This window comes from Variovorax sp. RCC_210 (assembly GCF_041355175.1).
Classification (GTDB): Bacteria; Pseudomonadota; Gammaproteobacteria; order Burkholderiales; family Burkholderiaceae_C; genus Variovorax.
Genome location: NZ_JBFUPJ010000002.1, coordinates 748,447 through 768,215, shown reverse-complemented (window position 1 = coordinate 768,215; position 19,769 = coordinate 748,447). Strand labels below are relative to the sequence as shown.

General features: G+C 68.8%; 17 protein-coding genes. 13 read left to right on the top strand and 4 right to left on the bottom strand.

The window, feature by feature from the left end; translation table 11 throughout:
• Positions 1 to 44: 44 nt before the first annotated feature.
• Both AB6807_RS11640 and AB6807_RS11635 read left to right on the top strand, forming a co-directional pair.
• On the top strand, positions 45 to 2,000 hold the full coding sequence (locus tag AB6807_RS11640; protein ID WP_371084635.1) for a sigma-54-dependent Fis family transcriptional regulator: 1,956 nt from the start codon (positions 45 to 47) through the stop codon (positions 1,998 to 2,000).
• Positions 2,001 to 2,165: 165 nt separating this feature from the next.
• Positions 2,166 to 3,989, top strand: coding sequence for an NAD(P)-binding domain-containing protein (locus AB6807_RS11635; protein ID WP_371084634.1), 1,824 nt, complete (start codon positions 2,166 to 2,168; stop codon positions 3,987 to 3,989).
• Positions 3,990 to 4,155: 166 nt separating this feature from the next.
• Here the strand turns inward: AB6807_RS11635 and AB6807_RS11630 are convergent, their stop codons facing one another.
• Positions 4,156 to 4,866 (bottom strand): Crp/Fnr family transcriptional regulator, encoded by a 711-nt coding sequence (locus AB6807_RS11630; RefSeq protein WP_116911796.1) that lies wholly within the window; start codon positions 4,864 to 4,866, stop codon positions 4,156 to 4,158.
• Between the two features lie 16 nt (positions 4,867 to 4,882).
• Positions 4,883 to 5,272, bottom strand: coding sequence for a DUF1090 domain-containing protein (locus AB6807_RS11625; protein ID WP_371084633.1), 390 nt, complete (start codon positions 5,270 to 5,272; stop codon positions 4,883 to 4,885).
• Positions 5,273 to 5,425: 153 nt separating this feature from the next.
• Between AB6807_RS11625 and AB6807_RS11620 the strand changes: the two genes are divergently transcribed.
• The 5 genes from AB6807_RS11620 (at position 5,426) to AB6807_RS11600 (ending at position 11,367) form a co-directional block, all read left to right on the top strand.
• Positions 5,426 to 6,346: a 3-keto-5-aminohexanoate cleavage protein gene (locus tag AB6807_RS11620; protein WP_371084632.1), complete on the top strand. Its 921-nt coding sequence runs from the start codon at positions 5,426 to 5,428 to the stop codon at positions 6,344 to 6,346.
• Between the two features lie 80 nt (positions 6,347 to 6,426).
• A complete protein-coding gene (locus AB6807_RS11615; RefSeq protein ID WP_371084631.1) occupies positions 6,427 to 7,641 on the top strand; it encodes an ABC transporter substrate-binding protein in 1,215 nt (404 codons plus the stop codon).
• The gene (locus AB6807_RS11610; protein WP_371084731.1) at positions 7,638 to 8,606 is read left to right on the top strand and encodes a 3-hydroxyacyl-CoA dehydrogenase NAD-binding domain-containing protein; all 969 of its coding nucleotides are present in this window, start codon (positions 7,638 to 7,640) and stop codon (positions 8,604 to 8,606) included. Before AB6807_RS11615 ends, AB6807_RS11610 begins: the two co-directional genes overlap by 4 nt.
• A gap of 134 nt (positions 8,607 to 8,740) precedes the next feature.
• Positions 8,741 to 10,549, top strand: a complete 1,809-nt coding sequence (locus tag AB6807_RS11605) for a feruloyl-CoA synthase (RefSeq protein WP_371084630.1) — start codon at positions 8,741 to 8,743, stop codon at positions 10,547 to 10,549.
• Between the two features lie 38 nt (positions 10,550 to 10,587).
• Complete coding sequence (locus AB6807_RS11600; RefSeq protein ID WP_371084730.1) at positions 10,588 to 11,367, top strand: crotonase/enoyl-CoA hydratase family protein; 780 nt, start codon at positions 10,588 to 10,590, stop codon at positions 11,365 to 11,367.
• On the opposite strand, the gene AB6807_RS11595 is transcribed toward AB6807_RS11600, so the two are convergent.
• Positions 11,357 to 12,745 carry a PLP-dependent aminotransferase family protein gene (locus AB6807_RS11595; protein WP_207786770.1) on the bottom strand — a complete coding sequence of 463 codons (1,389 nt, stop codon included), beginning with the start codon at positions 12,743 to 12,745 and terminating at the stop codon, positions 11,357 to 11,359. The two genes, AB6807_RS11600 and AB6807_RS11595, sit on opposite strands and share 11 nt — an antisense overlap.
• A gap of 119 nt (positions 12,746 to 12,864) precedes the next feature.
• Between AB6807_RS11595 and AB6807_RS11590 the strand changes: the two genes are divergently transcribed.
• The 3 genes from AB6807_RS11590 (at position 12,865) to AB6807_RS11580 (ending at position 16,104) form a co-directional block, all read left to right on the top strand.
• A complete protein-coding gene (locus tag AB6807_RS11590; RefSeq protein WP_371084729.1) occupies positions 12,865 to 14,169 on the top strand; it encodes a hydroxymethylglutaryl-CoA reductase, degradative in 1,305 nt (434 codons plus the stop codon).
• Positions 14,170 to 14,257: 88 nt separating this feature from the next.
• Positions 14,258 to 14,719: a hypothetical protein gene (locus AB6807_RS11585; RefSeq protein ID WP_116911791.1), complete on the top strand. Its 462-nt coding sequence runs from the start codon at positions 14,258 to 14,260 to the stop codon at positions 14,717 to 14,719.
• Positions 14,716 to 16,104: a tripartite tricarboxylate transporter permease gene (locus tag AB6807_RS11580; RefSeq protein WP_371084629.1), complete on the top strand. Its 1,389-nt coding sequence runs from the start codon at positions 14,716 to 14,718 to the stop codon at positions 16,102 to 16,104. Before AB6807_RS11585 ends, AB6807_RS11580 begins: the two co-directional genes overlap by 4 nt.
• On the opposite strand, the gene AB6807_RS11575 is transcribed toward AB6807_RS11580, so the two are convergent.
• Complete coding sequence (locus AB6807_RS11575; protein ID WP_371084628.1) at positions 16,088 to 17,455, bottom strand: hypothetical protein; 1,368 nt, start codon at positions 17,453 to 17,455, stop codon at positions 16,088 to 16,090. The two genes, AB6807_RS11580 and AB6807_RS11575, sit on opposite strands and share 17 nt — an antisense overlap.
• Before the next feature lie 115 nt (positions 17,456 to 17,570).
• On the opposite strand from AB6807_RS11575, the gene AB6807_RS11570 reads away from it, so the two are divergent.
• From AB6807_RS11570 to AB6807_RS11560, 3 genes are read left to right on the top strand one after another with little or no spacing between them, the layout of a single operon-like run.
• Positions 17,571 to 17,993, top strand: a complete 423-nt coding sequence (locus tag AB6807_RS11570) for a hotdog fold thioesterase (protein WP_116911788.1) — start codon at positions 17,571 to 17,573, stop codon at positions 17,991 to 17,993.
• A 57-nt stretch (positions 17,994 to 18,050) separates the two neighbouring features.
• Complete coding sequence (locus AB6807_RS11565) at positions 18,051 to 19,184, top strand: helix-turn-helix domain-containing protein (protein ID WP_371084627.1); 1,134 nt, start codon at positions 18,051 to 18,053, stop codon at positions 19,182 to 19,184.
• Positions 19,181 to 19,768: a hypothetical protein gene (locus AB6807_RS11560; protein ID WP_371084626.1), complete on the top strand. Its 588-nt coding sequence runs from the start codon at positions 19,181 to 19,183 to the stop codon at positions 19,766 to 19,768. Before AB6807_RS11565 ends, AB6807_RS11560 begins: the two co-directional genes overlap by 4 nt.
• Position 19,769: the final 1 nt, after the last annotated feature.

Here is a 19,769-nt window from a genome sequence, read left to right as displayed (position 1 = left end):
GGCCCCTGGCATGGCCGCACCCCACCACCCTCGCCAGGTTGCGCATGACTTCCCTGCAATCGCGTCACATCGATAACGTCTACTCGATCGCCACCAGCACGGCTTTGACCGACCCGGCGCAGAGCCTGGTCCACCGGTCGTGGGCGCGTTGCGTGCGCGACCACGGGCTCGACCCGTCCAAGCCCAGCCCCGCGCGCATCCTGCCCGCGCAGGAGGTGCGGGCGCACCAGCAGCAGCTGGAGCATTTCCTGCGCGCCGCGCGCGCGGGCATGGAAGACATCTACCGCCGCGTGGCCGACCTGGGCTACATGGTGCTGCTCACCGATGCCGAAGGCATCACCGTGGACTATATCGGCAACCCCGCCTGGGACGACCAGCTGCGCCAGGCCGGCCTGTACCTGGGCGCCGACTGGAACGAAGCGCACGCCGGCACCTGCGGCGTGGGCACCTGCCTGGTCGAACGCCAGCCCATGACCTGCCACCAGACCGAGCACTTCGACGCCACGCACATCGCGCTCACCTGCACCACCGCGCCGCTGTTCGACCACAGCGGCAAGCTGACGGCCATCCTCGACGTGTCCGCGCTGCGCTCGCCCGAGGCCAAGGAGAGCCAGCACCTGGTGCGCCACCTGGTGGCCATGTACGCGCGGCTCATCGAGGACGCCGACTTCCTGCGCAACTTTCGCGGCCACTGGATCCTGCGGCTGGGCAGCGCCTACGGGCTGGTCGACGTGGCGGGCGAGGTGATGCTGGCCTTCGACGAGGGCGGCACGCTGGCGGGCGCGAACGGCGGCGCGCGCCAGGTGTTCGCGGGCAGCGCGCTGCAGGGCCCCGTGTCTGAACTGCTGCACATGCCCATGGACGCCGTCTGGCGCATCGGCAGCGGCGGCGCGTCGGCCATGCCCTTCGCGCACACCGTGCTGCTGCCCGGCGGCGGCGAGTACCACGCGTCGCTGCTGGCGCCGCGCGTGCGGCGCGCCTCGGCGCCTTCACCCACATCCACGCCTGCACACACCCCCGTCACCGCATCGAACCCTCGCCCTTCCGACCGCCTGCCGCCGCTGGAGCGCATCGCCGGCGACGACCCCGCGATGCAGAAGCTGCTCGCCCAGGCGCGCCGGCTGGTCGACCGCGGCATCCACGTGCTGGTCGAGGGCGAGACCGGCAGCGGCAAGGAGGTGCTGGCGCGCGCGCTGCACGGCGCGAGCAGCCGCGCCGCCCTGCCCTTTGTGGCGGTGAACTGCGCGGCCATTCCCGATTCGCTGATTGAGAGCGAGCTGTTCGGCTACACGCCCGGCAGCTTCACCGGCGGCCGCGCGAAAGGCATGAAGGGCCTGATCGCGCAGGCCGACCGCGGCACGCTGTTTCTCGACGAGATCGGCGACATGCCGATGGCGCTGCAGACGCGGCTGCTGCGCGTGCTTTCCGAAGGCGAGGTGCTGCCGCTGGGGGCGGAGTCGCCGCAGCGGGTGGATGTTGCCGTGGTGGCGGCCACGCACCGCAACCTGCGCGCGCTGGTGGCCGAAGGGCGCTTTCGCGAAGACCTGTACTACCGGCTGTGCGGCGCCGTGCTGAAGCTGCCGCCGCTGCGGGCGCGCAGCGACCGGCGCTACCCGGTCGAGGGCATGTTCAACGAAGAGGCCGCAGCGATGGCGACGGTGGCGCGGCTGTCGGGCGAGGCGATGCAGGCGCTGCTGGCGCACGACTGGCCGGGGAATCTGCGGGAGCTGCGCAATGTGCTGCGGCTGGCGCTGGCGTTGTGCACGGAGGGCGTGGTCGGCGTGGACGACCTGCAGCTGCCCGCCGGCAGAACTCTCATCGACACGCGGCATGCCGATACGCTGCAGGCGGACGACATGGGCAGTGCGGCGCAGTTGATCGAGCTGCTCAAGCGGCATCGCTGGCATGTGTCTCGCGCGGCGGACGAGCTGGGGGTCTGCCGCGCCACGGTCTACCGGCACATGAAACGCCACGGCATCGCGCCGCCGCAGCGCCTGTAGCAGCCGCGACGCCTGTCGCGCGATGCGTGCGACAGATGCGACAAAACCGCCGCCAACCCGTTGATTCTTCGTGGCGCCGCCCACGGCACGAAAGCTGCGCAATGCATGCCGCGCCTCGACGCGCATTCATCAACGACGCGAATCAACGACGTTTGGAGACAAGCAATGACAGACCCGACCCCCAGCGCGAGCGGCCCCACCCGGGACGCCGCCCAATGGCTCGCCGACTTTTCCGCCGCGCTCGCGCGCAGCGACATCGACGCGGCCGTCTCGCTGTTCGAGCCCGACAGCTACTGGCGCGACCTTGTCGCCTTCACCTGGAACATCCGCACGCAGGAGGGCCCCGACGCCATCCGCGCGATGCTGCAGGCCCGGCTCGCCGACACGCAGCCCACCGCCTTCGCGGTGGAAGGCGAAGCCACCGAGGCCGACGGCGTGGTCGATGCGTGGTTCACCTTCGAGACGCGCGTGGCCCGCGGGCGCGGCCACCTGCGCCTGCGCGACCACGACGGAAAGCGCAAGGCCTGGACGCTGCTCACCACCATGACCGAGCTGAAAGGCTTCGAGGAGAAGACGGGCGACAACCGCGTGAAGGGCGCGGAGCACGGCGTGCACAAGGGCCGCAAGAATTGGCTGGAGAAGCGCCGCGACGAGGAAGCCGCGCTGGGCTACACCGAGCAGCCCGAGGTGGTGGTGATCGGCGGGGGCCAGGGCGGCATCGCGCTCGGCGCGCGGCTGCGGCGGCTGGGCGTGCCGACCATCATCGTGGAGCGCAACGCGAAGGCCGGCGACTCCTGGCGCAAGCGCTACAAGTCGCTGTGCCTGCACGACCCGGTCTGGTACGACCACCTGCCCTACATGCCCTTCCCCGACGACTGGCCGGTGTTCGCGCCCAAGGACAAGATCGGCGACTGGCTGGAGATGTACACGAAGATCATGGAGCTCAACTACTGGAGCGCCACCAACGCGAAGAACGCCCGCTTCGACGAGGCCACGCAGCGCTGGGAAGTGACCGTGGAACGCGAGGGCAAGACGGTGGTGCTGCGGCCGAAGCAGCTGGTGTTCGCGATGGGTGTCTCGGGCTACCCGAACGTGCCGAAGGTGGCGGGCGCGGAAAACTTCAAGGGCGACCAGCACCACTCCAGCCAGCACCCCGGGCCCGAGGCCTACGCAGGCAAGAAGTGCGTGGTGCTGGGCTCGAACAACTCGGCGCACGACATCTGCGCGGCGCTGTGGGAACACGGCGCTGACGTGACGATGGTGCAGCGCTCGTCCACGCACATCGCGCCTTCGCAGTCGCTGATGGAGCTGGCGCTGGGCGGGCTGTATTCCGAGCAGGCGGTGAAGAACGGCATCGACCACCACAAGGGCGATCTGATCTTCGCGTCGGTGCCCTACAAGATCATGCACACCTTCCACATTCCGGTGTACGACGAGATGAAGAAGCGCGACGCCGACCTGTATGCGCGGCTGGAGAAGGCGGGCTTCCTGCTGGACTTCGGGGTCGACGGCTCGGGCCTGTTCATGAAGTACCTGCGGCGCGGCTCGGGCTACTACATCGACGTGGGCGCCTCCGAGCTGGTGGCCAACGGCAGCATCCACCTGAAGAGCGGCGTGAACATCGAGCGGGTGAACGAACGCTCGGTGACGCTGACCGACGACACCGAGTTGCCGGCCGACCTGCTGGTGTACGCGACGGGCTACGGCTCGATGAACGGCTGGCTGGCCGACCTGATCTCGCCGGAGATCGCCGACAAGGTCGGCAAGTGCTGGGGCCTGGGCTCGAACACGCCGAAGGACCCGGGGCCGTGGGAGGGCGAGCTGCGCAACATGTGGAAGCCGACGCAGGTGGAGAACCTGTGGTTCCACGGCGGCAACCTGCACCAGTCGCGGCACTACTCGCAGTTTTTGGCGCTGCAGTTGAAGGCGCGAATGGAAGGGATCGATACGCCGGTGTACGAGCGGGCGCCGTCGCACCATACGCGCTGACTCGCGTTGTCCCCTCTGCGGCAAGCAAGAGCGACGCGTTTGCCTTGTCCCCTCTCCCGCTTGCGGGAGAGGGTCAGGGTGAGGGCAGGTGCTTGAGATGAGGCGCGGCGCTTGGTTGAAGGCCGCCGCCCTCTCCCCGAGGGGAGAGGGAGTAACTCCCAAACCCTCACTCGCTGATGAACCGCCGCAGCCCTTCCAGGTCGATCACCGTGATCCCCCCGTACTCGATGCGCAGGAACCCCGCTTCCTTCAACCGGTTCAGCGCCGCATTGCACCTTTGCCGCGACACGCCCGACAGGTTCGCTATTTCTTCCTGCGACGTCTGAAGGTGCGGCTCGCTGCCCGGATGCAGCCATGGGTGGAACAACCCCGCCAGCGCGCGCGCCACTTGGCTGTCGGCATCGAGCAGCCGGTGCGCCGCATAGCTGCCCATGAACCAGTGCAGCCGCTCGTTGATCTGCTGCAGCAGGAAGTGATCGAAGCCGCGCTGCGTGCGGTGCAGCCACTCGAAGGTGTCCAGCGGCAGTTGCGCCACGCGGCTGGGGCGCAGCGCGATGATGTCGGCCGAGCGCGGCAGCGCGCGCAGCAACGTGCCCTCGCCGAACCAGCTGCCCACCGACAGCCCGCCCAATGTCACCGAGCGCCCGTCGCTCGAGGTGATCGACCACTTGAGCAAGCCCTCGAGCGTGCCGTACCAGTGCGCGGGCGTGTCGCCGCGCCGGCACAGCGCGGCGCCGGCGGCCACCTCGACCTCGCGCATCTCGTCGAGCACGCGCTCGCCCGCGCTCACGTCGAGCAGCGGAAACCAGGCCGAGCCTTGCAGCAGCTGCGCGATGGTGAGGGACGCCGCCTGCGCGACGGGCTTGGCCGTGGGCATAGATGCGGCGTGGTGCTTACCGCGCGCCCTTGAGCTGCTGCAGCTCGGCCTGCGCGTCGCGCAGCTTGCCTTCGCGATCGGCGATCTTGTCGGCGCGGCCCTTGCGTTGGGCTTCGCGCAGGTCGCGCTCGCGCTCCGCCACCTTGCGCTCCTGCGCCTTGAGGCGGCGCTGGTGCTCGGCCGCCAGCCTGGCGTCGCTGCAGGTGCGGCGCACTTCGCCCAACGCTTTTTCCAGCCCGCGCACGCGTTGCTTCTGGCCCTTGGCCTTGGCCTCCTCGATGTCGTGGCCGATGGCCTCGCGCTTGGCTTCGCAGGTGGCGCCGCCTGCACCGGTGGCAGGTTGCGCGACGGTCCAGGTCGAGGCGAATGCAGCCGCGGCGGCCAGCACGATGGGCAGTAGTTTCATGAAAGCTCCTTGTGTTGCGCAACGGCGCACGGGCGACTTTAGCTTCTGCCGCAGCGTAAACCCTGCCCCCAAATGTCGTCGCGATGACTGAGTGCAAACGCGCCCCCAAAAATAATGGCGCGCCCCCATGAAAGACACCAGGAGTCCCCGAGCATGTCGAAGCGCAAAGTGATCGTGACCATCGCCCCTACCGGCGGCATGGCGCACAAGTCGCAGAACCCCCACCTCCCCACCCAGCCCGCCGAGATCGCCGCCGACGTGCTGCGCTGCTGGAACGCCGGCGCCAGCGTGGTGGCCATCCACGCGCGGCGCCCCGACGACGGTGCCACCTGCAACGCCGAGGTGTACCGCGACATCAACAGCCGCATTCGCGCGCTGGGCAGCGACATCGTGCTGAACAACTCCACCGGCGGCGGCGTGCACGGCGACATGGTCAAGCCGCTGGCCGGCGACCGCTGGGAAATCGCCTGGGAAGAGCGCATCAAGGGCATGGACGCCGGCGCCGAGATGTGCACGCTGGACGCCACCACGCTCAACCTGAGCTTCGAGGGCAAGCAGATCCTGATGGACACGCCCGTCACCCGCGGGCGCGAGCTGGCCGCGGGCATGAAGGCGCGCGGCATCAAGCCCGAGTGGGAGGTGTTCAGCCCCACGCACATCCTGCAGGACACGACCACGCTGATCGAGGAAGGCCACGACGACGAGCCCTACTTCATCAACCTGGTGATGAACGTGCACCGCAACTTCCAGAACGCGATGCCCTACTCGCCGCGCAACCTGCAGATGATGGTCGACACGCTGCCCAAGGGCGCCATCTTCGGCGTGAGCGGCATCGGCATGTCGCAGCTGGAGGCCAACGTGGCGGCGCTGCTGCTGGGCGGGCACGCGCGCGTGGGGCTGGAAGACAACCTGTACTTCCGCCACGGCGAGCTGGCCACCAACGTGCAGCTCACCGAGCGCATCGTGCGCGTGATTCGCGAGCTGGACATGGAAGTGGCCACGCCGGCCGAGGCGCGCCAGATCATGGGCCTGCCGCGCACCGGCGGCCCGCGGCCCGAGTTCGCGCTGGGCTGAAGGAGCGCGAGCAAGGCGCAAAAAAAAGAAGCCGACGAAGACAACGCACACAACGCACACAACGAACAGAGACAAGCCACATGAACATTTCCCGCACCGCACTGGCCCTGGCGCTGGGCGCCGCTTTCACGGCCAGCGCGCCGGGCGCCTTCGCCCAGGTGTCCGACGACACCATCCGCATCGGCTTCATCAGCGACATGTCGGGCCTGTACCGCGACTACGACGGCCCGGCCGGCGCCGAGGCCATCCGCATGGCCATCGCGGACATGGGCGGCGCCATCGACGGCAAGAAGATCGAGCTGGTCACGGCCGACCACCAGAACAAGCCCGACATCGCCGCGGCCAAGGCGCGCGAGTGGTTCGACGTGCAGAAGGTCGACATGCTGATCGGCGGCGTGAACTCGGGCGCGGCCATTGCCATGGCGGGCGTGGCGGCGGACAAGAAAAAGCCGTACTTCGTGGTGGGCTCGGGCGCATCGAGCCTCACCAACGAATACTGCTCGCCCTACACCGTGCACTACGCCTACGACACGGTGGCCATGGCGCGCGGCACGGCCAGCGCGGTAGTCAAGGCCGGCGGCAAGAGCTGGTACTTCGTGGCGGCCGACTACGCCTTCGGCGCCGCGCTGCAGAACGACGCCACCAAGACCGTGCAGGCCAGCGGCGGCACGGTGGCCGGCTCGGTGAAGCACCCGCTCGGCGCGAGCGATTTCTCGTCGTTCATGCTGCAGGCGCAAAGCTCGAAGGCGCAGGTGCTGGCGCTGGCCAACGCGGGTGGCGACACGGTGAACGCCATCAAGTCGGCGGCGGAGTTCGGCATCAGCAAGAACATGAAGCTGGCCGGCATGATCATCACCATCAACGACGTGCACGCGCTGGGCCTGAAGAGCGCGCAGGGCATGTACCTGACCGACAGCTGGTACTGGAACCAGAGCCCCGAGGCGCGCGAGTGGGCGCGGCGCTTCTTCGACAAGCACAAGCGCATGCCCTCCTCCTTCCACGCCGGCGACTACTCGGCCGCGCTGCAGTACCTGCAGGCCGTGAAGGCCGCGGGCAGCGACGACGCCGACAAGGTGATGGCGCAACTGCGCAAGACCAGGTTCAATGACATGTTCGTCAAGGGCGGCTGGCTGCGCGACGACGGACTGATGGTGCACGACATGCACCTGATGCAGGTGAAGACCCCGGCCGAGTCGAAGGAGCCGTGGGACTATTACAAGGTGGTCGAGCCGATCCGCGGCGAGGCCGCATGGACGACGAAGGCGGAGAGCCGCTGCGCGCGGTGGAAATCATGAGCATCAATGGCACGAGCAGCAATGGAAGCAACGCGGTGAAGCGCGTGGCGGTGGTCGGCACCGGCGTGATCGGCGCGAGCTGGGCCGCGTACTTCCTCGCGCACGGCCTGGACGTGAATGCGACCGACCCTTCGCCCGGCGCCGAAGAACGCCTGCGCGCGGCGGTGGCGCAGCACTGGCCGACGCTGCAGCGCTTCGGCCTGGCCGAGGGCGCGTCGGTCGACCGCCTGCGCTTTCACGACAGCCTGGAAGACGCGGTGTCGGTGGCCGACTTCGTGCAAGAAAACGGCCCCGAGCGCATGGACTTCAAGGTCGACCTGTTCCGCCGCATGGACGCGGCGGCGCCGCCCGACACGATCCTCGCGTCGAGCTCGTCGGGCCTGGCCATCAGCGGCGTGCAGTCGGGCTGCGCGCACCCGCAGCGCGTGGTGCTGGGGCATCCGTTCAATCCGCCGCACCTCATTCCGCTGGTGGAAGTGATCGGCGGCGCGCAGACCTCGGCCGACGCCATCGAACGCACCATGGCGTTCTACGCGGCCATCGGCAAGCGGCCAATCCACGTGAAGCGCGAGGTGAAGGGCCACATCGCGAACCGGCTGCAGGCGGCGCTGTGGCGCGAGGCCTTCCACCTGGTGAACGAAGGCGTGGCGAGCGTGGCCGACATCGACACCGCCATCGCGCACGGCCCCGGCCTGCGCTGGGCGGTGATGGGCCCGTTCATGAACCTGCACCTGTCGGGCGGCGCGGGCGGCATCGAGCATGTGCTCGCGCACCTCGGCGGGCCGATCGAGGACTGGTGGAAGGACCTGGGCGCGCCGTCGATGACGGCCGAACTCAAGCAGAAGGTGGTGGACGGCGTGTCGGAAGAACTCGGCCAGCGCCGGACCGCGGACCTGGAATCCGCGCGCGACACCCTGCTGTTAAACCTGATTCGCGCGAAGGCAGACAGCGGCAAGCTCGACTAGATGCGTGTTGTTGCGCACCGGGCGCCGTGTTCAGGGCGCGATCGCGGCGTCGGGTGATCGCGGTTCACCAGCAGCGTGCCCAGGTGAACGGCGCCAAGAGCACCAGCGCCAAAAACAAAACCCGGAACACCGAAATGACCGACTTCCTCAACGACGAAACCCTGATCGCCCCGCCCCGCACGGTGCGCATCGACTTCGACGACGGCTCCTTCGCATTGCGCTCGACGCAAACGCTGAAGCCCTACGCGCGCTGCATCGGCGAATGGATCGAGCGCTGGGCGCGGGAAACACCCGACGCACTGGCCTTCGCGGAGCGCGACGAGACCGGCGAAGGCTGGCGCAAGCTCGACTACCGCGCGCTGCGCGAGGCGGTGGGCGCGGTCGCGCAGGCGCTGCTCGACATGGCGCTGCCGGCGGGGCGCCCGGTCGTCATCCTCTCGGACAACGCCATCGACCACGCCGTGCTGATGCTCGCGGCCATGCACATCGGGCGCACCGCGTGCTCGCTGTCCAGCGCCTATTCGCGCATGGCCAAGGACCCGTCGCGGCTGCACGGCATGCTGCAGGCGCTGAAGCCGGGGCTCGTCTACGCGTCCGATGCCAAGGTCTACGGCGGCTCGCTCGCGGGCTGCGGCGTGGAGGCCGTCACGGTGTTCAGCCGCAACGCCGATGCGCACCCGGGGGCATTGGCTTTCGGGCAGCTGCTCGCGGCCGAGGAAACGCCGGCGGTGATGCAGGCCTTTGCGCAGGTGCTGCCCGACACGCACGCCAAGTACCTGCTGACCTCCGGCTCCACCGGCAAGCCCAAGGTGGTCATCAACACGCACCGCATGCTGTGCGCCAACCAGCAGATGATGGCGCAGACCTGGCGCTTCCTGTCGCAGGAAAAACCGGTGCTGGTCGACTGGCTCCCGTGGAGCCACACCTTCGGCGCCAACCACAACCTGCACATGGTGCTGTGCCATGGCGGCGCGCTCTACATCGACGAGGGCCGGCCCGCGCCGGGCCTGATCGAGAAGACGGTGCGCAACCTGCGCGAGTTGAAGCCCACGCTGCTGTTCAACGTGCCGCGCGGCTTCGACATGCTGCTGCCCTTCCTGGAGGCCGACGACGCGCTGGCCACCGAGGTGTTCTCGCGGCTGCGGCTGGCGTTCTACGCGGCGGCGGCGCTGGCGCCCTCCACGTGGCAGCGGCTGGAGGCGGTGGCGCGGCGCGTGCGCCCCATGCGGCCGCTGTGGCTCACCACCTCGTGGGGCGCCACCGAGACATCGCCAGCCATCACCTCCGCGCACTGGAAGCTCGACGGCGCCGGCTGCATCGGCGCGCCGCTGCCCGGGCTGGAACTGAAGTTCGTGCCCAACGGCGAGAAGCTGGAAATGCGGGTGAAGGGCGTCTCGGTGTTCCCGGGCTACCGCGACGCGACGCGCGAAACCGCCGAGGCCTTCGACGAAGAGGGCTACTACCGCATCGGCGACGCCGGCTTTTTGGCGAACCCGCGCGAGCCCGCGCACGGCGTGATCTTCAACGGCCGCGTGGCGGAAGACTTCAAGCTCTCGACCGGCACCTGGGTGTCGGTGGGCACGCTGCGCGTGAAGCTGGTGTCGCTGCTGGCCCCGCACGTGCAGGACGTGGTGCTCACCGGCCACGACCGCGACGAGATCGGCATGCTGGTGTTCGCCAGCCCGCAGGCGGCGTCGCTGTCGCCCGAGGCGCTGGGCGAGCGCATCGCCGGCGTGCTGCGCGCGCTGCGCGACGAAGGCGCGGGCTCTTCGCAGTGCCCGGCCTGCGCGCTGGTGCTGGCCGAGCCGCCGAACCTCGACGCGGGCGAGATCACCGACAAGGGCTACATCAACCAGCGCGCGGTGCTCACGCGGCGCGCGGCCGAGGTGGCGCGGCTGCACGCGCGCACGCCGGGCGATGCGCAGGTGGTGCGCCTGAACTGATCCAGCGACCTGAAAGCCAGCAACCCGGAGCCATGACCATGCCGCACGTGAACTACGACACCGAAGACACCGTCTGCACGATCACGCTGAACCGGCCGGACAAGCGCAACGCCGTGCATGGCCCGATGGCGACCGAACTGCGCGAGGCCTTCGAGCGCTTCGAGGCCGACGACGCCCTGCGCGTGGCGGTGCTGACCGGCGCGGGCGGCCACTTCTGCGCCGGCGCCGACCTGGCCGCGGTGAGCGACCCCGCGCTGCGCAACGCGCTCGACCCCGCGGGCGGCGGCAACGCGCCGATGGGCCCGACGCGCATGGCCCTGTCGAAGCCGCTGGTCGCGGCCATCGCCGGTCATGCGGTGGCCGGCGGGCTCGAACTGGCCCTGCTGGCCGACCTGCGCGTGGCCGACGACGACGCGGTGCTGGGCGTGTTCTGCCGCCGCTGGGGCGTGCCGCTGATCGACGGGGGCACGGTGCGGCTGCCGCGCATCGTGGGCATGGCGCGCGCGCTCGACATGATCCTCACCGGCCGCGCGGTGGGTGCGGCGGAGGCGTTGGCGATGGGGCTGGTCAATCGCACCACGCCGCCCGGCGGTGCGCTCGCCGCCGCGCAGCAGCTGGCGCGCGAGATTGCTGCGTTTCCGCAGCAGTGCATGCTGGCCGACCGCGCATCGGCCTATGCGCAGTGGGCGCTGCCGCTGGCCGATGCGCTGCGCGAAGAAGGCGTGCGCGGCGTGCCGATCGTGTTTGCCGAAGGCGAAGGCGGCGCCGCGCGCTTTGCCGCGGGCGCGGGGCGCCACGGCAGCTTCGTCAGTCGCTGACGCGGCGGCGCAGCGCGGCCCGCAGCGCCTTCGCGAAACGCGGGTCGGCCATGGCGCCCACGTTGAAGCGCGACCAGCGCGACACCTGCGTGGAGTCGACGCTGAAGATGCGCCCCGGCGCCATCACGATCTTGCGCGGCAGCAGCTCCTTGGCGAACGCCAGCGAGTCGGCCACGCCGGGCAGCGCGGCCCACACGTAGAGCGACTGCGGGGTGCGCGCGAACACCTCGGCGTCCACCGACTCGAAGAGCCTGGTCGCGTTGCGCGTGGCCTCGCCCAGCCGCGTCTGCAGGCGGTTCAGGTGGCGCTGGTAGTGGCCCTCGCTCAAGATCACGTCGACCGTGCGCTCGCAGTACTCCGAGCTGCTCACGTGGATCAGCGCCTTCAGGTCCGCCAGGTCGCTCGCCAGGTCGGCCCCGCACGCGATGAAGCCCACGCGCAACGCGGCCGAGAACGACTTCGAGAAGCTGCCGATGTAGATGGTGCGCTCCAGCTGGTCGAGCGCCGAGAGCCGCGGCAGCGCGGTGGGCTTGAAGTCGGCCAGCGGGTCGTCCTCGACGATGAGCAGGTCGTACTTCTGCGCGAGCTGCAGCACGCGGAAGGCCTTGGCCGGCGAAATGTCGGAGCCGGTGGGGTTGTGCGCGATCGACTGCGTGAAGAACAGGCGCGGGCGCTCGGCCACCAGCAGGCGCTCCAGAGCTTCGAGGTCGGGCCCGTCGGCCAGGCGCGGCACGGCCAGCATCTGCGCGCCCGCGAGCTTGAGCTTGCCGAACAGCGGGTAGTAGCCGGGGTCGTCCACCAGCACCTTGCCGCCGGGCGGCACGAAGTAGCGGATGACGATGTCCATCGCCTCGTTGGCGCCGTGCGTGAGCACGATCTGCCGCGGCTCGGCGCCGATGCCGAAGTCGGCCAGCTTGCGCACCAGGTGGTCGCGCAGCGGCGCGTAACCGAAGCGGCTGCCGTAGCGAAACAGCGCGCCGAGCCCCGTGCGGACCACCTTGGGGTGGTACTTGTCCAGCCGCACGTCGGCCAGCCATTCAACGGGCGGAAAGCCGTCGCCCACGGCCACGGCGTCGGGCTGCGTCTTGAGCTGCTCGCGCATGAGCCACACGATGTCCATGGCGCGGCCCAGGCTGCCGGCGTCTTCTTCCACCGGCTTGGCGGTCTGCTGCGCGAGCACGAAGTAGCCGGAGCCGCGCCTCGGCTCGACCAGCCCGCGCGACACCAGCAGCTCGAAGGCCGCCACCACGGTGTTCTTGGCGTAGCCGTGCAGCTGGGCCAGTTCGCGCAGCGAAGGCAGCTTGTCGCCGGCCTTGTAGGCGCCGCTGGCAATCTGGCGTTCGAGGGTGCTGGCGAGCGAGTCTGCAATGGTCGTCATGGGGCGGGACTGTGACACAGCGCGGGCGTTGGGCACGCCACTGTCCGCACTGTCCCGCCAAACTGTGCCTTCCGCCGGCGGTACAGCCGACCTAAATTGCCTGCTCCCGAATTCACCTCCTGAAGAGACACGCAACGATGGTCGCCGACGCCCGCATTCCCAACTTTCGCGCACTCACTCCCGCACAGCGCTTCGAACACATCGCGCGCGCCGCCGCGCTCACCCCCGACGAGGTGGCGCTGCTGGCCGTGCCCGGGGCGCTGAGCGTGGAGCGCGCCAACGGCATGGTCGAGAACGTGATCGGCACCTTCGAGCTGCCGCTGGGCGTGGCCGGCAACTTTCTCGTCAACGGCCGCGAGTACCTGGTGCCGATGGTGGTCGAGGAGCCTTCGGTGGTCGCGGCCGCTTCGTTCATGGCCAAGCTGGCGCGCGAAGGCGGCGGCTTCGAGGCCTCGAGCACCGGGCCGATCATGCGGGCCCAGGTGCAGGTGCTCGGCGTGGGCGACCCCTACGGTGCGCGGCAGGCACTGCTGCGCGCGCGCGACCAGATCCTGGAAGTGGCGAACAGCCGCGACAAGGTGCTGATCGGCCTGGGCGGGGGCTGCCGCGACATCGAGGTGCACGTGTTCCCCGATACGCCACGCGGCGCGATGGTGGTGATGCACCTGATCGTCGACGTGCGCGACGCCATGGGCGCCAACACCGTGAACACCATGGCCGAGGCTGTTTCCCCGCTCGTTGAAAAACTCACCGGCGGCACGGTGCGCTTGCGCATCCTGTCGAACCTGGCCGACCTGCGCCTGGCACGCGCCCGCGTGCGGCTGACACCCGAGGTGCTGAAGACCAAGGAGCGCAGCGGCGAGGAAATCGTCGAGGGCGTGCTCGATGCCTACACCTTCGCGGCCGTCGACCCCTACCGCGCGGCGACCCACAACAAGGGAATCATGAACGGCATCGACCCGGTGATCGTCGCGACCGGCAACGACTGGCGCGCGGTGGAAGCCGGCGCGCATGCGTACGCCTGCCGCAGCGGGCGATACACCTCGCTCACCACGTGGGAGAAGGACAAGAGCGGCGCACTGGTCGGCACCATCGAGATGCCGATGCCCGTGGGCCTGGTCGGCGGCGCGACCAAGACGCACCCGCTGGCGCAACTGTCGCTGAAGATCCTCGGCGTGAAGTCCGCGCAGGAGTTGGGCGAAGTGGCCGTGGCCGTCGGCCTGGCGCAGAACCTGGGCGCGCTGCGTGCGCTGGCCACCGAAGGCATCCAGCGCGGCCACATGGCGCTGCACGCCCGCAACATCGCCTTGGTGGCGGGCGCCACGGGCGACGAGATCGATGCGGTGGCGAAGCAACTCGCCGCCGAGCACGACGTGCGCACCGACCGCGCGGTGGCGCTGCTTGAGGCGCTGCGCAAGAAATAAGCAGGCAGGCATCGCGGGCGAGCCCCGCGTCCACGACGAGAACGACGACGGCAATGACGACAACCACGACAACGACGGAGACAACCACATGAAGACAAACAGTGCGCCCCCCGCGGGCCACGGCCCCTGGCGGCTGGTCGAGATATGGGGCGACACGGCCGACCTGGGCCACCTGGCGTGGTCGATCGCCATCGGGCTGGTGGTGAGCCTGGCCGGCTTCCTGGTGGCCAACCGCGTGCTCGCCAGCGCGGTGGCCACGCCCGAGCTGGCGCGCGCCTACGCCATGCTCGCCGGACTCGGCGGCTGCGTGGTGTCGGGCGTGATCTGCGCCCTGCTGTTCGCGCCCAAGCGCGAGGTGGTGGAAGGCGCCGCGGCCGATCCGCGCTGGCGCGAAGAGGTGCTGGCCGAACTGGCCGGCGAGCACGGCAGCCTGGGCTCGGTCGACGACCTGCCGCCTTCGGTGGTGCGCGAAATGAAGGAGCTCGAAATCTACGAGCTGTTCGCTTCGTACAAGCCGCGCGATGCGGCCAGGGAAGGGGTCGCGCCATGATCGACGCCGCACTCTTCCACCAGATCCTCGTCGCCACGGGCATGGGCCTTGTCGGCGCCGTGGTGTTCGCCGCCATCGGTCTCGTCTCGGGCACCGACGAGACCACCACGCTGGCACCGCTCACGCTGCTGGTGGTGCTGCTGGGCGTGCCGCCCGAGGGTGTGTTCACCTTCTTCCTGGCGGCGGCCGTGGCCAAGCACATGACGCACGCGGTGCCCACCGCGCTGCTGGGCATTCCGGGTGACACCATGGCCACGCCGCTGCTGCAGGACGCCAACGTGCTGCGCAACCTGGGCGTGCCGCACATCGCGCTGCGCAAGATGGTGTCTGGCGCGATCATCGCGGCCTTCGTCGCGGTGCCGCTGGCCGTGCTGTTCGCGGTGCTGCTGGCGCCCTACGGCGCGGCCATCACCAAGGCGGCGCCGTGGATCTTCGTGGTGGCGGCCGTGGCCATCGCCTGGTTCTCCAGCGGGCGCTGGGCCTCGGTGGCCACGCTGGTGCCGTTCGTGGTGGTGATCGTGGCGCTGCAGGCGCTCACGGGCAAGTACGGCGTGAAGCTCAGCATCAGCTATTTCCTGGGCATTGCCATCGGGCCGCTGGTGGCCGACCTGTTCTCGGTGATCTCGCCGGCGGCGCGCTCCCGCATGAAGCGCGACACGGTGCGCACCTTTTCGCTGGCGCCCGACGTGAAGGGCTGGTCGGGCTACTTTCCCAACCCGTTCAAGGTGCTCGACCGCTCGCAGGTGAAGTGGACGCTGGCGACGGCGGCCGTCTCCAGCGCCACCTTCGTGTTCAGCCCGGTCGCGATGACGGTGGTGCTGGGCGAGCTGGTGGGCTCGCGCATCAAGCATGCGTACCACCGGCTCACCACCACGCTGGCCGCGCGCAACGGCGTGACCGAGGCGACCTACATCGCCGAGGCGCTGATTCCGCTGATTGCCATCGGCTTGCCGCTGAGCCCGGTGGCGGCGGGGCCGGCGGCGCCGCTGTTCAACGCGCCGCCGGTCTACACCATCGACGCGGCCACGGGCCAGACCCACAACCTGCACAACCTGCTGAGCCACTGGGAGTTCCTGGGCTACGGCATGCTGGCGGTGGTGCTGGCGGCGCTGGTGGCCTACCCGTTCACCATGAACTTCGCGCGCCGCGCGGCGCTGTTCGTCTCGCGCAAGGTGAGCCACGAGGCGATCATCGCGACCTTCGTCGGGCTGATCGTGGTCATCAGCGTGTGGGAAGGCCAGCTGCTCGGGCTGCTGGTGATCCTGACGATGGGGCTGCTGGGCGGGCTGCTGTCGCGTGCCATCGGCTTCAACACCGGCGTGCAGTTCATGGACTACTACACGGCGGTGCTGACGGTGCCGGCGGTGGTCAAGGCGTTTTCCTAGGGCTGGAGGCCTTGGGCGCAGCGGGCGCTGGCTTGGAGTCGGGCTTGGCCGGCGCTGGCTTCTTGTCCCCGCCGAACAGCTTTTCCACCTGCTGCCCCACGCGCGCGCCGATGGCGGTGCCCACCCCCGGCAGCACCGCGCTGCCGATGGCCGCGCCGGTGAGCGCGCCGCCGGTCAGCGACAGCTCGGGGTCGCTCATGGTGCCGCCGATCTTCAGCGGCACGCCGACCACGCCGTCGACCAGATCGACCGCGATCTCGCCGTCGAGCTTGCGGTTGAACATCTTCAGGTTGCCGCTGGCGGTGAGCACGCCCGAGCGGGCCTTCAGGTTGGTGTAGCGCATCACCACGCCGTCTTCGCTGCCCTGGGTGTCGAGCGTGCCGGTGAGCTGGTCGAGCGGCGTGCGCCCGCCGCGGCTGATGCCGGCGGTGGTCACGGCCTTGAGCACGTCCAGCTTGGTGAGCGTGGCGGGCTGCACGGTGAAGGCGGTGCGGGTGTGCAGGCTGCGCATGAGCGCGCCCAGGTCTTCGGCGGTGTCGGCCTCGGCCGTGAGCGTGGTCTGGCCCGACACCTTGCCCGCCACCGAGGTGCGGCGGTCGAAGGCCTGCACCAGGCTCTCGATGTCGATCTGCCGCGGCTCCAGCTCGGCCGACACGCGCAGCTTGCCGGTGGGCAGCGTCTCGAGCCGGGTCACGCCGTTCCACGTGCCGCCGCCCGCGTCGATGCGGGTGCGCCAGCGGTCCAGGCCCGACTCGCGGTCCAGCCGCAGGCGCACCGGCGACGCCAGCCCGGCGCGTTCGAGGCGCAGCTGGCGCGGGCGCCATTGCGGGTCGAAGCTGAGCTCGCCGTCGTAGGCCAGCGCAATGTCGCGCCGGTCGATCCAGACCACGTCGCGCCAGCGCACCTTTTCCACGGGCACGGGGGCCAGCGTCCAGGGCGCGGGCAGCGCGACCACGTTGGCGCCCTCCTTCGGCTTGGGCCCCTTGCCGCGAAACTCGCGCACCGAGGCGCGCGGCAGCACCAGGCTCTCGACCTCGATCTGGTCCAGCGCAATGACGCGGTGCAGCAGCGGCGCGAGCTGCAATTGCAAGCGCACCCGCTTCAGGGTGATGGGGCGGCCCTGGTCGGTGGCGACGTCTTCGAGCACCAGCATGGGCGTGGGCAGCAACGCCCAGTGCGCGTTGCCGACCTTCAGCGCCACGCCGAAGCGCTGCTCGAAGCCCTCGGCGATGCGCGCGGCCACCTGCTCGTCGGTCGGGAGCTTGGCGCGCACCACCAGCACCAGCACGCCGATGCCCAGCAGCAAGACGGCGGCAATGCCGATGAGCCAACGGCGGACGGGGTGCTTCATCGATCCAAGTTAACACGCAAAGGCGACTGCCCTTGTCAGCCGCCGTCGCTATAGTTTTGCCACCTTTGCAGGCAAGAACACCTGAAGCACACCGTAAGCACACCGAAAGAACCGCATGCGTATCTGGAAAAAAGAAATCTCCGTCGAGCAACTCACCCTCAACCACGTCGGCACGGCCGTGTCCACGCTGGGCATGGAGTTCCTGGAGGTGGGCGACGACTTCATCCGCGCCCGTTGCCCGGTCGACGAGCGCACCCGCCAGCCCTACGGCATCCTGCACGGCGGCGTGTCGGTGGTGCTGGCCGAGACCCTGGGCTCCTGCGGCGCCCACTACTCGGCCCCCGAAGGCGACCGCGCCGTGGGCCTGGACATCAACGCCAACCACATCCGCTCGGTGACCAGCGGCTGGGTCATCGGCACCGCCCGGCCGGTGCACCGCGGGCGCACCACGCAGGTGTGGCAGATCGACATGACGAACGAGGCGGGCGAGCTGACCTGCGTGTCGCGGATCACGATGGCGGTGCTGCAGCCGCGCTGAGCGAGGCACTTGATAAAACTTGATTTTGGAGCACGCGAACGCCATAATCCACCGGCTATGCACAAAGTTATCCACAGCGAGTCCATCAAATCGGCACTCGCAGCGCGTGGCTGGACTCAGGCACAGCTGGCGAAGCAACTGGGCGAGTCGCCTCAACTGGTGTCGCTGTGGCTCAAGGGAGAAACCTTCCCGAGCCCGGCCAAGCTTCTGAAATTGGCGACCACGCTCAAGTTGGGCTTCGACAAGCTGGTTGAGCCATCGGCAAACCAACCGATGATCGCCTTCCGGAAGAAGGCGGGCGCGAAGACAACCGACGAACACATCGTCAAGGCACGCGGAATGGGCGAACTGCTGAAGCCTCTCGTCGCCTATCTTCCGCAGCAGCAAGCGCTGCACACACTGCTACCCTCCCCCTCCACCGGCTACATACCGCTGCAGGTGGCGGCGGCACAAGTGCGCGCCAAGATCGGTATCGGCGCATCCGCAACATTGGAGTATTCGCACCTCATCGGCGAATTCAAGCAGAACGACGCCATCCTCGTGCCGGTGCTGTGGGGCGAAAAGCAAAACCACAAGAACGCTCTTCACATTCTTCTTCGCTCGGAGAACGTGACGTTCGTCTACCTGAATCTCGATACCCGCCTGGAAGACTTCAAGTTCTGGATGGCGCATGAGCTGGCCCATGTCTACACCCCGGGGCTTGCGGGCACCGAGGAGGGCGAGGACTTTGCGGATGCGTTTGCGGGCGCCCTGCTGTTCCCACAAGCTTGTGCGGAACAAGCGTACGCCCAAGCCATGCGTGCTCGTGGTGAAAAGGGACAGATGGCCGTCTTGCAGCGCCACGCGGCCGATCACTCGATTTCGGTCTATACCGTTTTTCGCGAGACGCAAGGCTTCGCGCAATCCAAGGGACTGGCTCCTTTGTCGGTCGACGAAAAAGCGCTTCATGCACTGCGCAACAGCCAAAGAGGCGAATTGGTGAGCGCCAGCCTCTTCAAGCCAGGCCCGCCGAAACCCCAGGAGCTGATCGCGCTTACCGCCAAGCTCTTTCAATCTGATTTCTTCCTGGCGCTGCAGCGTCTGCTGAACGATCGCGGTGGCAGCGAAAGCTACGTCCAGCAGGTGCTCGACGTTCCCCTGCGCGACGGGCTGGCGCTCTTCGAGGTCTTGAGCGGAGCGCAGGTGAGTTGACCACGCTCGTCTTGCTCGACACGAATGCCTATTTGCGGCTCGCCAAGCGCATCAAGCCGCTACTGGGCAGAAAGTTCGGGCAAAAGGAATATGTCCTCACGGTCCTGCGCGACGTGGAAGACGAGGTGCACCGCAACCCACGCCTGCAGTCAAGATTTCCATGGTTCGACGGCGCCGACCTCGCAAGCGAGCGACTGGCCAAGACCATACGCTTCAATGCCGACGAGAAAGAGGCGCTGGCCGCGGCAACGAGCGTGTTGCACGGCTTTGTACTCGCGGACCCGGGCCGCTTTCTGGGCCGGCATCGAAGCCCGCCGTCGCGCACCGACTGCAAGCTGCTTGCATTCGGACAACTTCGGGAAGTGGTCGTCGTCACCGACGATCTGCCGATGCATGAACTGGCGCAGACTTTCGAGATCGAGGTGTGGCACGGCCATGAGTTGCTCAAGAAAATGCTCAGCGCAAAATTCATCGGCAACGAAATGATCCGCGAGATCTACGAAGCGCTCGAAAATAATGGCGACGCGCCTGCAACCTGGCAGGCCGTCAAACACACGGTGTTCGGAAAGATCTTCGGCCCCTGAC